The following is a 16,537-nucleotide window of genomic DNA, read 5'->3' on the forward strand; positions in this document are numbered from 1 at the left end:
GATTTAAAAGGAAGATGATCGATGCGAAGAAGAATCAGCTTGCCTTTAAAATTATTTTTTATCGTGTTTGCATTTGTATTAAGCTGCATAATCTTGATAAGCCAATTGTCTTATCGCTATGTCCAAAAGGAAATAAGAACCACTGACATTTATTACACCAACCAAATACTTGACAAGATTGACCAGTATTTCACAGTTAATTTTTCCTCCTTCCAGACGATCTTGTTCTCGGTCGAGTCATCGGTGAAAGCCAACATTGACAATCCGGACGTGATTAAAAAGCAATTAAGAGAGCTGTATGAACTCAACAGTAATTACGTCAGTAATATTTATTTGATCAAAAGCGATTTATCCATTCTAGGCGGAAGTACACCTACCCGAATATTCGATGAACCTTTATCTGAAAGAGAACCTTTGTTTGATGCAGCTGACAAGAACAGAAGGACTACATTTGTCAGTGATCCTTACAAATCTAAATATTCCGGCTGGACAGTTACGATGGTTCGATATCTGAACGGCGCTCCGTTTCCTATGGCCATTGCGGTAGATTTGGATTTAAATGCCATTGAAGAAACCTTGTTCAAGATTAATAAAAAAGAACAAATGAATTTGGCTCTAATCACCGCATCGGGAAAAATCATTGCCGGATTTTCGGAAAATAAAGGACCACTGAATATTCAAGATCATACTTTTTCAATCGGTGAAACGTCAGCCGAACAAATTCTGGATAATACAGAAACAAGCCTTCAACTGTATACCAAGGAGGGTATTCCGGTTTCCCTTCTGAAAAAACCGACTGAAAAATTCAACTGGACCATCATCTCGATCAACGATGAATCACGCTTGAAAGCTGCTTTGTCCAGATTGGAAACCTATTATATCGAGCTTCTAGCTGCAGGTCTTCTCTTAAGCCTGTTCGTTTCCTTTTTTATTGCCAAATATATAAGGACCCCACTCTATGCGCTTAAAACAAAAATGAAGCGGGTGGAGCAAGGCCTCCTAACAACTACTATATCGATTAACCGAAACGATGAGTTTGGAGATCTCTCCCGGGCATTCGATCGTATGCTGCAGCAAATTGTGGAACTGATTCGGGGAGCGGAGCTTCATAATGAACTTGAGCGGAAGCTTGAAATTCAAGTGCTGCAGTCTCAAATAAACCCTCATTTTCTGTATAACACGCTTGGTTCTATCAGCAATGTCATACGACTCGGACAAATAGAGAAAGTAGATGTGGTGATCGAGTCTCTCATTTCAATATTGGAATATGGGATAGCCGAAGCTTCGGAAGAGGTTTCACTACGTCAGGAATTGCAAAATGTATCGGACTATATCGCGATCCAGAATATCCGCTATAACAGGAACTTCCACTTGATTGAAAATATCGAAGCAGGGTTAATAGATTTTCCAGTTTTTCGAATGCTGCTGCAGCCCCTTGTGGAGAATAGCATCTTCCATGGTTATAACGGAGGGGGGATCGAAGGCCCAATTACTATTCATGCGTACAGGGAGGGCGGCATCGTCATAATAGAAGTAGTTGATCAAGGCGAGGGTATTCCAACTGATAAAATAAAGCATATTTTAATTTCAGAACCAAGTGATGTGGAAGTGAAAAGGAAAAGAATTGGGTTAAATAATATTCATGGCCGAATAAGACTTCACTACGGAGAACAGTTCGGGCTCCAAATCATAAGCATACCTAAGGAAATAACCCGTGTTCGCGCCTTATTCCCAGCAGGCTTATTTAAAGGAGATGCATGATGGTGAGAGACTACACCTGCTTCATTGTTGACGATGAAGATCTAATCATTCAGAGATTGGAATTGTTTTTTAACGAGCTCTCCCATAGGGATAGGCGATTTCATTTAGTGGGAAAAGCGAATAATGGGCTGAAGGGGATAGAGGAGATCGTAAAGCTTAAGCCGGATATCGTGATATCTGATATCGTTATGCCGCGAATGGATGGAATTTCCATGATTGAGCAGCTAAAGCCAAAGCTTCCCCATACCCAATACATTCTTTTGACCGCCTATTCATCTTTTGAATACGCCCAGAGAGCTATTCAAGCCAACGTATTGGAGTACATCGTTAAGGTTCCGCTTAGGGACGCGGATTTGGATCGAGCTTTAGATAAGGCAGCCGGGATTTTAAATGAGGTTAAGATAAAAGAAGCGGAATTTCAATCGTTAAACGTATCCGTGCTTGAAAATAAATATAGAGTCCGCAAGCAATTTTTTAACGAGCTTATCAGAGGCGAAATTCCTTCTCATCGGGCATCGGATTTTGCCAATCGCATGCAGTTCCATTTCTTTCAAGCCAACTATTGCTGCTTCATTGTTGAAATGAATATGTATGAAAGCTTCCGAAACGAATATTCAGCGTCTGATCAAAATATCTTGAAATATGCGATTACGAATATAATCGAAGAAACGGTGATGAATGGTGGCAGTGGTGTAGCTGCGGATCTATCCGATAATCGTTTTATTGGCTTTCTTTCCTGGGAAAATAATCGCAGTGATATGGAAACGGAATATGATTGCCAGACATTGGGGGGGCAGATCGTCTCCCATTTGCATCAATATTTGAATCAAAGGGTATCCGTCGCTTTTGGAGGTCCGCACCGAGGCTGGGAATCCATCAAACAAGCTTACACGGAAGCTCAAAATGTGAGTGATGATTTCTATTATCATACAGAGAAAGTAGTCAAAACACCCATGCATCGGTTCCATTACCATAATGACAGAAAAGAAGAATTTCAGCAGAAATTGGCTGATTTTCTTGCTTGGGTGAAAAGAAAGGTTTCCAAGGAAGAGCTGGAGAAAGCATTTGCTGATCTGAACCAATTTGTTACGGACCATAAAATTCATAAGTCCATCATGGCGCCTATGCTACGAGACTTGTACAGAGACATTATTGTGAAGTTTAAATCGGGGAACAAGTTGACCACGGATGCATCAGAGTTTCCCATAAAATTTATGACATTTCGGGAGCAGCTTGCCTATATTGGCGACTTCACATTCGAATATGTACACACTGGCCAACAATTACATCGCGTAGAAATCATGAGTGCTATGCGTTTTATAGAGAAACACCTGAAACAGCGATTAACACTGGAGGCTATTGCGGAGGAAGTGAATTTAGCTCCATCGTATTTTAGCAGCTTATTCAAAAAAACAATGAATGAGGGCGTTATCAGCTACATCAACCGTAAAAAAATTCAATTAGCTCTCGAGCTGTTAAATGTTCGGGATTATTCTTTATTGGAATTGTGCGAGGAAGTAGGAATTGTGAATGAAGGTTATTTTTGCAAATTATTTAAAGAATATACGGGTGATACTCCTAAGCAATATCGGATCAAAATGACACGGTATGAATCCAAATAAGGTTGCAAAAAATGTATAAATTTCTCGCGAAATCATGTAAAAAAAAGGGCATCAAAAGGATTACCATGATAGAAGGATCTAATCATGGAGGTTATCAAAATGGAGCTTATTAAAGCAGATGTAACCGTCGTAGGCGGAGGTATTGCTGGAATATGCGCTGCCATTTCTGCCGCACGCCAAGGGCTGCAGGTTTCACTTATTAATGATCGACCGGTTCTTGGAGGAAATGCGAGCAGCGAGGTCAGGGTTCATATCAACGGGTCGGCATATCTCGGAAACAGTCCATCCTATTATGCACGCGAGGGCGGGTTGGTGGAAGAACTCAAGTTGAAGATTTTTCACTATAATCCGTTATACAACAAGAAGCTTATGCTTTCGCTTTCGGATACGGTCTTGTTGGATATGGTTTATGATGAGGCTAACATTTCTCTATTTCTGAATACATGCGTGCATGAAACGGGTATGGAGAACGGCAGAATTAAATGGGTGGAGGGCCTTCAATTGGCTTCCGAAAGAAAATTTCGTTTTGAAAGCCGAACCTATATCGATTGCTCCGGAGATGGAATTGTCGGATATCAGGCAGGTGCTCTCTTCCGATGGGGGAGAGAGGCGAAGCATGAATACAAGGAAGAATTAGCTCCTGAAGTGGCGGACCATTACACCATGGGCGATACGATCCTGTTTCAAGCCCGTGACGTAGGATATTCCGTTCCATACAAAAGACCTGGCTTTGCATATGATATTACGAAGTTGGCTTTTTTCGATAGTATCAGAAAAGGCTTAAACCATCGGGCTTTTCCAAGAAAAATCAACGGGCTTGGCGGATTATGGTGGCTGGAATACGGCGGACATATGGATATTATCAAGAATAATGAAGACATCGCATTGGAGCTGCGGAAATTGGTGTACGGGATTTGGGATTATATCAAAAATAGCGGCGAATTTGATGATGTGGACAATCTCATCTTGGATTATGTATGCCCGATTCCGGGAAAGCGGGAGTCGAGGCGGTTTATTGGGGATCACATGTTGTCTCAGAACGATCTTACAGCAAAGCCGCATTTCGAAGATGCTGTATCCGTCGGTGGATGGTATATGGATTTACATGCTAATAAGGGCATCTACGATGAGGGGCCGGCTACAGCTTGGAATTTCGTGCCTGGATTGTACAACATCCCTTTCCGCAGTTTATATTCACGAAATATTCCTAATCTCATGTTCGCTGGTCGCAATATAAGTGCTACCCATGTGGCTTTCGGATCTACAAGGGTAATGGCAACCTGCGGTTGTATGGGGCAGGCGGTTGGAACGGCTGCTTCGTTATGCTTGAAATATGAGATAGACCCCGCGGCCATAGTCGAATCTCATATAGGGGAGCTGCAGGCGCTGCTGCTTCGAGACGGACAAACGATTGTAGGGCTTCAAGAGAAATTGGATCCTTACTTCGCTGACGGATTAACTATTCGTGCTTCGTCTCAGCGCAGCTATGACAATCTTCATCCATCCGAAGATATTTCCTTGGAGAAAGGGTTATGTATGGTTTTGCCGATTCAGACAGCCGTGGCTGAAAGCGTACGAATCAAAATTAAAAATAGGTCCGAGCATTCGGAAACACTGCATGTGAAGCTGTTTGGCGGGGAACGGAAGGAAAACTACATTCCCACCAGCGAGTTGAAAGACTACCGGTTGGTTATTGCGGCCGGTCATGACGACTGGATTACGCTAGACTTGGGCTGCAAGAAACCGGCTGACGACAAAATCTACATCGTATTGGAAGGTACGATGAGCCTTGCCTTATACGGCAATGAAGAGAAAATGACAGGAGCGGTCAGCTTCCATTATAGGCCGCAAGAGTCGTCCAGGCTGAAGAAATTTAATAAGAGCATTTGCTTCAAGGATCTGTTACCATCTCAGAATATGTATAGTCCTGAAAATGTCGTCAACGGCTACTCCAGACCTTATGGTCTGCCGAACGGCTGGATTTCTGAACGTACGGAAGGACAGGAATGGTTGGAATTCTGTTTTGCCAGCCCCAAAAATCTGGACGAAATCCATCTTGTTTTCAATTCGCAGCTGGATTTGGAGCATTTCGACGATCCGATCGAGTCCCTTATCCAAGATTATGCTATAACCTTAACCTTAGTAGACGGAACCGAGAGGAAAATCATAACTTGTGGGAATTATCTCACGTTGAATAAACATAAGGTGGATGCGAAAGATGTAACCCGAATCCGCTTCGATTTCTGCGCAACTTATGGTTCGCCTTATTTTGAAGTGTTTGCTGTAAAATTGTTTGCTTCTAAAATCGATAAATGAGGTCAGGTGAAGTCGCGATGAAGGAATTATTCCCTCGAAGAGGGCTACCTAATGTAATTCATAAGTTGGAAAATGGGGATACCGTAACAATCGTCTATTTCGGTGGTAGCAATACTCGTTCTGAAGGATACAGGGTCATGACGGCGGATTGGCTTCGTGAGCAATATCCTAAGGCGGATATTCGCTCTGTGAATGCAGGCATTAATGGGACAGGATCGGATTTGGGCTGTGCCCGTTTGGAGACAGATGTACTGCGTCATCAACCTGATCTAGTATTTGTTGAATTTGTCGGCAACGATGGCGGAGATCCCGAATCCAAGGCGCGGATCGAAGGAATTGTCCGTCAGATCCGCAAGCGGAGCCGGTTTACCGATATCCTGTTCGTTTACACGCTGAAGGAGCGGGATGTGGCCGGATTTCAGTCTGGGGAATACCAGAAGGGGGCTCTAATGCAAGAGGAAGTGGCTGACTATTATGGTATTCCTACGATTCATCTGGGCGTAGCGGTCAGTCACTTGGTGTCGGAGGGAAAACTCGTTTTCACCTCAAGGGAAGACGTATCCATTCCCGGAGCTGTTATTTTTACGCATGATTCGATCCATCCGACCATTCCCGAAGGACACCAGATTTACACGGATACGATCACCCGGTCATTTGAAAAAATTAGCGAACTTCGAGATCATCTGGGAAGGTTGGAACATCACTTGCCTCAGAATCCGTTAGTCGCGGCTAATCCTTGGGAGTATGCGACCATGCTGTCACTGGATAGTCTTACTGATTTTTCTGCAGGATGGTCTTACATGACTCCCGATGATTTTGCTTTAGTGCGCGAGTACAATTGGTTGTTCCCCGGCCTATGGCGAGCAGTCGATCCTGGAGAGACTATCACGGTGCAGTTCGAGGGAACCCATATCGGGTTATTCGATATCGGGGGTCCTGATTCTGGCAGTTTGAAGGTGTCGGTGGATAGTGAGGAACCCTTTATTGTCGATCGATTCACACTACACAACGATCATAATCGTAATCAATATGTATTCTTGCCGGAGCTCCCGAATGGGAAACATACGGTTCGCTTCGAAATCGATACCGAGAAGACAGACAAAGCGGCCGTGTTTGAGGCATGCGGCAATGAACGAAGTAGAGAGCATGTTCGGCAGCATCCAGATTGGTATGATCAAACGGTGATCCAGCTTGGGAAGTTGTTATTGGTGCAGCCGCCATTATAATTGATCATTAGGCATTGTCTAAGTGGAAGACCTACATCATAAATGGCTGCAGTTGAGCCGTCATTTATGATGTAGGTCTCTTTTTTACTTAAAATCTTATAAGAAATTCTTAAAATTAAAGAAATTTCACAGTTATGTGACATGCTATGATAAAAACGACGACGGAGCGAAATTAGCCAGAAGGATAAAGGCTGATTGCTTCTTTACGACTTCGAACAAAGGAGGCTTTTATTATTTTGAAAGCGTTATCAACTTAAGGGAGGCTGTGATTTGTATGATAAAAAGGAAGCTGTTTTTCTTAATCGTTTTCATCGTGACGATATTAGTTCCTTTCAGCCTAGTCGGAATAAGGACCGCTTATGCGGAGACCTTACCGTATAAGACGATTATCATCGATGACGGGAGCATCACGATCAATGATGTTGTGACACCTGATGTGGGTAACGAGAACAACGGATATTCGGCCCCGAATTGGACCACAAGTACAGGGGTGAAGGGGTATGATAACTCCAGCTCTAAATATACGAGTACAGCAGGCAGAACGATATCATGGAATCCACGATTGGAAGCGGGAACGGCGAGAATTTCGTTATACAAGCTTAACTGGGAGGATAAGGCGGATAGCAATGTAAAAATTGAAATTGTTCATAATGGAACGACGGATGTTCTCTTTATGGATTTGCGACCTTCATTTGGCGCTCCTGTGGGATGGGTGGATTTGGGAGAATACTATTTTTCCGGGGTTGGTGAAGAATTCGTTAAATTGACTCGGTCTACCAGCAGCACGAGCACGATACTTACGCGAGCTGATGCGGTCAAGTTCGAAGGGAATATTCAGCAAAAAGAGCCTCATAAGACGATCATCATTGATGATGGAAGCATCACGATTGATGGTGTTGTCACCGCTGATGTAGATAACGCGAATAACGGGTACTCCGCTCCTTATTGGACTACAAGTACGGGAGTAAAGGGATATAATAATTCCAGTTCAAAATTTACCGATGCTGTAGGAAGAAGCATCACATGGAATCCGCGATTGGAAGCAGGGACGGCGAGAATTTCGTTCAACAAGCTTGATTGGGCGGATAAAGCAGATAGTAATGTTAAAATTGAAATTGTTCACAATGGGATTACGGATGTCATGTTTATGGATCTGAGACCCTCGTCGGGCCCATCGGTCGGATGGGTTGACTTGGGGTCCTATTATTTCAGTGGTGATGATAGCGAATTTGTCAGACTGACTCGAACGCAACCTACGACCGGAACGATCATTACGCGGGCCGATGCGGTCAAGTTTGAAGGGAATATCCGGCAGCAAGCTCCACCGTTGCCTCCGCTGCGCAGCCGTACATTGGCGAATCTCAGTTACACGGAAAAAGGCAGCATCGAGAATGCTAGCTATAAGGCGACCTTCTATGAAGCAGCTTGGGATGGAGGCAAATCCATCGTTCGTGATATGTTCTACAAGGACACGGATACGGGGAACTGGGTGCCTGTCAATAATGTGGCGGAAAGACTTGAAGAACAATGGGTCTTATTGGATGGGAATGCGGGGAGTCGAACCAATTACTACGATACGATGAACAAACGCTGGATTACATTCGACGAGATCGATTTCCCCGACAGCCACACGGCGGTATTAACCGATTCTTCACATGCAAGCGATTACGATTTACAAGTGAACTGGTCCATGGCAGGCGACAAACCTGATGTTTCCTTCGCCTTTACACCTCGCCGGGATGGCAATTATGTGATTGGCTATCAGTCTTTCACAACAGAGCAAATCTCTGGCGTCAATGAAGTGTTAAATGGTTTCAGGTCACATGCAAAAATGGTAGGTTCGGTAGAATCAACAAGCTTAAGGGAGCTGAGCGCTCCGATGAGTCTGGTTGAAAAGAACGATAGCTTTGGGAACGCTTTTTCGTATGGCGTATTTGTACCGTCGGAAGAGCTTCCTGTCGAATTTGAACCGACGGGCGGCGTTTCCAAACAACGGCTTGGCATGAGTCTTGTCAACAACGAAGGCAGCGTGCAGCCGATCCTTTATGCTCCTCAACTAGGGACTTATTCGCAAATGACCGCAGAAAGCACATATCAATTTCATATGGGGCTAATCGCTGAAAACAGCAGTCTATATGAGGTCTACGGGGATATTCTTCGCAGTGAATACGGTTATTCGGCATATCGGGAAAATGTCGCTGATCAGTCGCTTACTGATGCGATGTTCAATATGATCGATCTGCTCAAGATAGAGCCGCAGGGGGACGACTCTGTTAATTATGTCCCATCGCCCAGCGGCTGGTGGAACCGAGCCAAGGGCTTCATTGATATTGAGAATGAGGATAGCGTTCGAACAACATCGAATGCAGTTCTTCTGGGGGCCTACTACTTGACCGGAGACGACCAGCTTTACGATACGAGGGCGCTGCCGTCCATCCAGTATTGGTGTATCGCGAAATGGAATCGGTTGGTCGCCGACGCAGAAGCCAGTATACGGCGTGCCGTCGTTATGGAAAATGGCAACCTTGCCGTTCGATTTTTCAAGCGTTTCGGCTGTCAATCAGATGATGGGTACTTCGGCAGGAATTGGGGCGCTGGCGCAGGATAAGTATCTTGTGCGTGATCCTGACCAGAAAGATCGGGGGCCTGTCATTCAGCCCCTTATGATGTATCGTATGACGGGGGATGCTCAGTATTTACAGGCTGCCAAGACTGCAGCCGACAGCTATATCCTTCAACATATCGATACTCCTGAATCTGTGAATGTAAGTAAAAATGAGTTTATTTATTATTATAGCAAGCTGTGGATGGAGATCTTGGAGCTTTACGAGGAAACGAAGGATCCCAAATACTTGAATGCCGCGTACAAGGAAGCCAAACGGTACGCCACCATGTTCGTTGCTCGTCCGGTTCCTGAAGGCACGGTAACGATTCCGCAGCCGGAGACGTACAATTACGCAGAGTCGTTCCATTGGCCGGAAAGTGGTAAATACGATTATCCTAGGAGTAAACTCCCTGAAGACGTAGCCGGGGGCGTACAAGCGGAAAGTTGGCTTATTTCACCCAACGGGTTGACATTTGAGGCGGGAAGTACAACTGGCTATTATCGGATGAATGCACAGGAGGCTCCTTTCATGCTGAGATTGTCGCTCTATACTGGCGATGAACTGCTGCAGGATATCGCTCATAATGCGGTCATCGGACGATATTCCAGCTATCCAGGTTATTACTATAAGGGCTTCGCCGTTAGTCAACTTGAACCAGAGTTTCCACTGGAAGGCCCAAGCGGGGCTACATCTATCTATTATCACCATATGCCGGCGCAACTTGGGCAAACGATGGATTATCTGATCAGCGAACAATCGTTGAAATCGAATGGGAGCATTACATTTCCTTCTGTATTTGAAACTAATTTTTTATGGTTCAAATATCACCTCTATGGAAATAAACCCGGTCATTTTTACGGTAATTCCGACGTTTGGCTCTGGATGCCCAAGGGGATTATTCAGACCAACCATCCTCAATTGAACTGGATAACGGGAGAGAGCGGGAATAAATTCTACATCGGGTTAAGCAACGAATCGTCAGCTGAAGTTCAGACTCCGATCGAATTGAATGCGCAAATCATTGGGTTCAACCCGGCACAAGATTATACCGTAACCATCATCCGTGACAATGGCACACCAGAGCAAGCGGTTATGAGTGGCGGAATCATTCAAGCCACGGTTTCAAGCAAGGGAATAACCGCTATCATTGTAGAAGGACTCAACATTGATGTGCCGCTGCACCAGGTCAGAACTGCTGATACATCGGATGCAAGTTATTTCTTCGATATCCACAGTCCAATAGATGCGGTTAAAGGCATGCTGATCGTCAAGCCCGACGAAACGGCCTACGATGCTTATGTGCAGGCAAAAACGACGAAACCAGCGACGATCCATTATTCCTTGGATGGGGGGGCTACGTATACGACCATTCCAGATACGATCTATCCGATGGAATGGTCGATACGGGTAAACGATTTATCCCAAACCTTCACTTATTATGTGGAATCGGACGGGAAACAGACTCGCAAGCGGACACTCTATCTGCCTGATCAGGTAACCGTAGCTCCAGTTCAACCGGATTGGCAGGAGGGTTCATCGATCATTGTGGATAATACGGAGGCGGAGACAGAAGGCGTCTGGATACGGGATACAACGGCTAACGACTATTACTATGATAACTATGTGTATGCCAAATCTACTACCGGCACAGCGACAAGCAGAATTGTATGGCGGCCTGAGCTGCCGGAAACTGTTACTTACAGCGTGTATTACAAGCTTCCGCAAATAACCGCTACCAGTGAAAATTGGGCAACGAATGCCTCATTTACCGTTTATTATAGCGGAGGCTCCGAGACGGTTAACGTTGATGAGACAACGGGCAATGGGACTTGGGTGCACCTGGGAGCTTATCCTTTTGCAGCAGGCGATAGTGGGTACGTGGAATTAACTAATAAGGCCAATAAGTCTCGAGTAGTTGCCGATGCCATGATGTGGGTGGACCCAAACAGTATGCCGCAATTGGAGTCTGCGGTGATCCTGTCGGATCGGGACGAACTGCAAATGACTCAAACCGCACAACTAAGCGTAACCGGCTATTTGGATAACGGTCTGATTGCTGATATATCACAGGCAAATGTACAGTATTTCGTGGATCGAACCGATCTGGCTGAAGTGGACAGTAGCGGTTTGTTGACCCTTCTAAGTCTCGATGGGGAAACGGATCACGTTGAGGTATGGGCCACTGTAACGATTGACGGGGTGACCTTAACAACACCGCCTTTGACAATTACGATCAGGGACCTAACGGTTATTGTCGACAGCACGAATACGACTGGGTTATACACGACAGAAGGGTCTTGGAGCCAAAGCAATTTAGCCGGATACAAAATTGGTGTTAAGTCCCGTTACTCTACAGTTCAAGGATCATCAGCGACGTGGAAAGGCCAGTTTCCAGAGGGGAAATATACGGTCTCCATCTACAAGCTCGTCCATACGACGGCAAACGATAATTATGTCAAAGTGGAAGTGAAGCATCAGTCGGTTACCGAGGTCACGTATATCGATGCAACCGTCGGCTCGTCGGGTTGGGTTAATCTAGGAACGTTCGACTTTATTGGAGACGGCAGCGAGTATGTTCGATTAACCAGGGTTACTCCGACAACGGTAGATCCGCCAACTCTACCTGCCGATATGATTTATACGAGGGCTGATGCAGTCAAGTTCGAACGGCATTCCGTTAGTCCGGCATTGCTTGCAAATGGGGTGCCAGGTAAACCGACACTTTCGAATAATAGCGGTGTTACGACAGGCTTAAATGATGGCAATTATGAGGTTACGATGAATATGTGGTGGGGAAACAATGGCTCACTGTATAAGTTGTACGAGAATGGCCAATTGATCCAAACGAAGTCACTGGACGATGTTTCGCCAGCTGCTCAGACTTCCATTTATCCTATTCAAGGAAAGCCGAATGGAACCTATGTGTATACATGTGAGTTATCAATTTGTATGGAACGACTTCCTGTGATCCACACACCGTCACCGTGACTGAGGCGAATCCCGGCAAACCTGTGTTGTCCAGTGACAACTGGGATCAAGATGGGAACTATACCATTACTGCTAATATGTGGTGGGGCACGAACGCAGCTCAATATCGATTATATGAAAATGGCGAACTTATTGAAACGCAATCCTTATCTTCACAAACACCAAGTGCTCAATCGGCCATTACACAAATTTCAGGGAAATCTCCTGGCATTTATCAATATCGCGGTGAGTTTATGAATGGAAGTGGAACAACGGAAAGTGATATTATACAAATTATAGTAAATTAAACCTATGAGCTGAGTGGATGAGAACGATCCATTCGGCTTTTTTATTTCTTGGAATTTAGTATTCGTGTTATTTTGAACGTGTGATATGCCAGTTACGTACCGAGGCGCTCGTTCGGACAAGAGTATAGGGCCGGTTTCATAAAAACGAATCTTTTTCGATTGATTACCCGGAATCTGACAAAATTAGAGACAAAATATAATGTCAAATACAGCTTCCTGTTCATGAAGCCAAGCGGCAGACAATTGGAGATAATTTCGGAGCTTATTGAATCAGGAAAAATAAAGCCTGTTATTGATCAAATTTTTCCTTTTGTAGAAGCTCAAAAGGCGATGGAGTATTCCGAATCAGGCAGGGCAAAAGGAAAGATTATATTAAATATAAAGTGATACAATAGAAAGCTTTGATAACGTGAAGAATTACTGTCTATGAACGCCGCAAGGCGTTTTTCTTGGTTCTGTTTGTCTTTGAAATCCGTTATGATACTATAAGCTTAATGTGCCGAAAACCGAATAAGAGAGGAATTCATTCATGACCAACAAACTATACTACAATTCTACATACCTGACCGATTGGCAGACCCGTATTACTGAAACGATAGAACGAGAAGAGGGGCTCTATGTTATTTTGGAGGAGACAGCTTTTTATCCGCATGGAGGAGGACAACCCTGTGATCTAGGATCTATTCAGGGAATTCCTGTACTTGATGTAATCAATGAGGCGGAACTTGTGCTCCATAAGCTGGAACGCTTCCCTGATGAGGAAGTGTTAACTTGCCAGATTGATTGGAATAGAAGATTTGATCATATGCAGCAGCATAGTGGACAACATTTGCTCTCAGCGATATGTCTCGATTTGTTTCAGTTTATGACCCAAAGCTTTCATTTGGGCGAAGATTATTGCACCATCGACATAGAAACGCCAGAACTGACGCCAAAGCAACTTCATTCTATAGAGTGGGAGGTTAACGGGCAAATTTATCGGAACCACAGCATCCTTAGCTATTTTGTAACGGGGGAAGAGGCCTCAAAGCTCAAACTGGTTAAACAGCCAAAAGTGACGGAGAACATCCGGATTGTAGAAATCAAAGATGTTGAATATAACGCTTGCGGAGGTACACATGTATCTTCAACAGGTGAAATTGGTATGATTAAGCTACTGAAAGCGGAGAAACAAAAAGGGAATACGCGAATTTATTTTAAATGTGGATACCGTGCCTTGGAGGAGTTTAATAGCAGTCTGCAAATCCTTGGAACACTATCTTCTAAGTTCAACACCGGTAAAGATGAAATCATCGATCGGATAGAGAAGTGGGAGAATGAACAAAAACAGCTTCAAGCTGAACTAGCGTTACTTAAAGAGAAGAATGATGATTATGTAGTGCAGGAGATTTTAGCCCAACAAGAAGGAAAGTTGATCGCACAAGTGTTTGAGGATAAATCGCTAAAAGATTTACAAAGCCTAGCCAACAAACTAACCGCACAAAGCTCTGTTCCCGTGTTATTAGCTACCTCTTTAGAGAATAAAGTTGTTTTCGCTCAGAATGGTAATTCGGAGATCTCCTGCGGAGCGTTCTTCAAAGCTCATCTTGGTAGCTACAATGGTAAAGGTGGGGGCAGCGATAAACTGGCGCAAGCAGGATTCACAACTTGGGAGGATACTTTTGCATTTTATGAGTTTGCTAGAAAATAGATAATTATATTATGCACATCTAAAAACCTGACTACGGCTAAGCGTCGAGGTCAGGTTTTTTGTGTGCTTCAAGAGCAGATAAGAAACTTTTTCCATAAAATACCGTCTAATTACATATCACTAATGTCGAAGGAGACTAATAGAAATGAAGAAGTGGAAGATAACGCTTGGTATCTTAGCTGCTCTGACTTTAAGTACTGGATATGGATCGGTATCTGCACAAGAAAATAGCCAAATTCAATTCAACTATAAAGACACTGGAATAAGCAGCAAACAGGTCATCGCGGAGAATACTACTTTTGTACCCCTAAAATCACTCACAGATGCCATGGGTTATACGTTATCTTGGGATCAACAATCCAAAAAGGCCAAATTGGTTCGTCCAGAACGTGAAGTAGCTATTATCGTGGGTTCTAAGAATTCAAAGGTTAATGGCTCAATAATTGGGCTATCCAAACAGCCACGTATTATCAAAGGCTCCGTATACGTGCCGCTGGTCTCAGCGGTGAATGTGCTTGGCGGCAAAATAGGGGTGGATAAGGAAGGTAATATTCAAATTGCTGATAAACCAAGATTTGTCACTGCAACTGCACAAGGTCGAACCTATTGGGTATCTCAATTAAATGGTGATCTATACTACCGTGATTCGGTCGCTGGACAGCCAGTAAGGATAGGTCAACTACCTCTCACAGGATCCGCTTATAATCATGGATTTGAGATTAAGAGTTTCGATAATGGCAAGGACATGCTCCAGTTAATAGACAATCACTATGCCATGTTCACCGATTTCAGCAACAGCTATCAGGTATTGGTTAAAGCGGGCACTATTCTCAAGCAAATGGACTATCATTTCGTAACCGCAGCTTACCCACACGCATCACAGGTACAATCCACTCAGTTGTTCATGACCGACGGGAAGAATGTTCAGTATATTTCTAAGGACGGCCGATTGGGCAAGTTACTCGAGTTGGAGAAGCTTACAGGAACATCAGGAGATTTCACTGTGGAGTATGCGGTCGCAGATGTGACGCTTGTACGATCATTGATTACGACACAGCTATTTGCGATTAATAGCAGCACTGACGAAGTTACAAATCTCAGTGAACATCTGATCAGTACTGAGGACCGGAAGGATTGGGATAAAGTTACTGATAGCAGAGATCCATATGTTTTATCTAAAATGTTGGTATTAAAGAACCGTGATGGCAATGTACTGACCTTTAACTACACCCCCTTGATCGATGGATATGCAAAAAAAGTAACCTATACACTTGTCACGAAATAAGCATATTATCATAAAAGAGGTACATCCAGTCACTTTGGATGTGCCTCTTTTTCACATTAGTTCTAAGACCTTGCATAATTCCACTAATTGATGAATACCACGAAACTGCGCTCGATTACGCTCATGAATGCTACGGATAGCCCGTTCCGTCACTTTTTTTGCTTGCTCAAGACTTTGATGTTCCACTGCTTGTACAATATCTTTCATGCTTTTTAAAAAGTAGACGGTGCTTCGTAAGGTGCGAATAAGTAGGATCTTTCGAATATGTGTTGGTGTAAACCACCGATAACCATTGTCTGGATCACGCTCCGTGTGAAGGAGTCCTTCTTTTTCCCAATGCCGAATAGCAGATGTTGTGACACCTGTGAGTGCAGCGACTTCGCCAATCGTCATCCGATGGTTAAGCTTTTTACTTGTAATAGGTGGCAGATGGAGATCTTGCAATAGTTCAAGTGTCTGGTCGGCAGCTACTTTTTCTTTATGAAGGTTCGCCTGTTCCTTGTTAACAAGCCAAAAGGCTCCGTCCATCTCTGATTTTTGAATATATCTAAGAACCTCACAGGTAATTTCCACCCCAAAGCCGGGGAACATAGCACGTAGACAGCGAAAATAGGCTAGATGTATATCCGTATAAAGCCGATATCCATTAGCAGCACGCGAAGGCGTTGGCACCACTCCCCAAGACTCATAATGACGTAGTGCGCTTGAGCTAATATTAAGTTCTCTTGCAATATCAATGGGTTTGTAGTATTTCAT

Annotated in this window: 8 protein-coding genes and 2 pseudogenes; 9 read left to right on the plus strand and 1 reads right to left on the minus strand. The window is 44.0% G+C overall.

Annotated features, from left to right (window positions below):
• Positions 1-21: 21 nt before the first annotated feature.
• The 9 genes and pseudogenes from MHH52_RS13605 (at position 22) to MHH52_RS13645 (ending at position 15,781) form a co-directional block, all read left to right on the plus strand.
• Complete coding sequence (locus MHH52_RS13605; RefSeq protein WP_340009197.1) at positions 22-1,761, plus strand: histidine kinase; 1,740 nt, start codon at positions 22-24, stop codon at positions 1,759-1,761.
• On the plus strand, positions 1,761-3,383 hold the full coding sequence (locus MHH52_RS13610) for a response regulator (protein WP_340009637.1): 1,623 nt from the start codon (positions 1,761-1,763) through the stop codon (positions 3,381-3,383). The genes MHH52_RS13605 and MHH52_RS13610 overlap by 1 nt, the downstream gene beginning before the upstream one ends.
• 84 nt (positions 3,384-3,467) lie before the next feature.
• Entirely contained in the window at positions 3,468-5,699 is a 2,232-nt protein-coding gene (locus MHH52_RS13615; protein ID WP_340009198.1) for an FAD-dependent oxidoreductase, read from the plus strand.
• Positions 5,700-5,716: 17 nt separating this feature from the next.
• Positions 5,717-6,925, plus strand: a complete 1,209-nt coding sequence (locus tag MHH52_RS13620; RefSeq protein ID WP_340009200.1) for a GDSL-type esterase/lipase family protein — start codon at positions 5,717-5,719, stop codon at positions 6,923-6,925.
• Between the two features lie 274 nt (positions 6,926-7,199).
• On the plus strand, positions 7,200-9,533 hold the full coding sequence (locus MHH52_RS13625; protein WP_340009202.1) for a hypothetical protein: 2,334 nt from the start codon (positions 7,200-7,202) through the stop codon (positions 9,531-9,533).
• A gap of 2,701 nt (positions 9,534-12,234) precedes the next feature.
• Positions 12,235-12,806: pseudogene (locus MHH52_RS13630) on the plus strand (endonuclease); the annotation flags it as partial.
• Between the two features lie 111 nt (positions 12,807-12,917).
• A pseudogene (locus MHH52_RS13635) lies at positions 12,918-13,193 on the plus strand (zinc-binding dehydrogenase); the annotation flags it as partial.
• A 142-nt stretch (positions 13,194-13,335) separates the two neighbouring features.
• Positions 13,336-14,496 carry a DHHA1 domain-containing protein gene (locus tag MHH52_RS13640; RefSeq protein WP_340009203.1) on the plus strand — a complete coding sequence of 387 codons (1,161 nt, stop codon included), beginning with the start codon at positions 13,336-13,338 and terminating at the stop codon, positions 14,494-14,496.
• Between the two features lie 145 nt (positions 14,497-14,641).
• Positions 14,642-15,781, plus strand: a complete 1,140-nt coding sequence (locus MHH52_RS13645) for a copper amine oxidase N-terminal domain-containing protein (protein WP_340009205.1) — start codon at positions 14,642-14,644, stop codon at positions 15,779-15,781.
• Positions 15,782-15,832: 51 nt separating this feature from the next.
• On the opposite strand, the gene MHH52_RS13650 is transcribed toward MHH52_RS13645, so the two are convergent.
• Positions 15,833-16,537: a MerR family transcriptional regulator gene (locus MHH52_RS13650; protein ID WP_340009206.1), complete on the minus strand. Its 705-nt coding sequence runs from the start codon at positions 16,535-16,537 to the stop codon at positions 15,833-15,835.

It is taken from the genome of Paenibacillus sp. FSL K6-0276 (assembly GCF_037977235.1).
Classification (GTDB): domain Bacteria; phylum Bacillota; class Bacilli; order Paenibacillales; family Paenibacillaceae; genus Paenibacillus_AQ.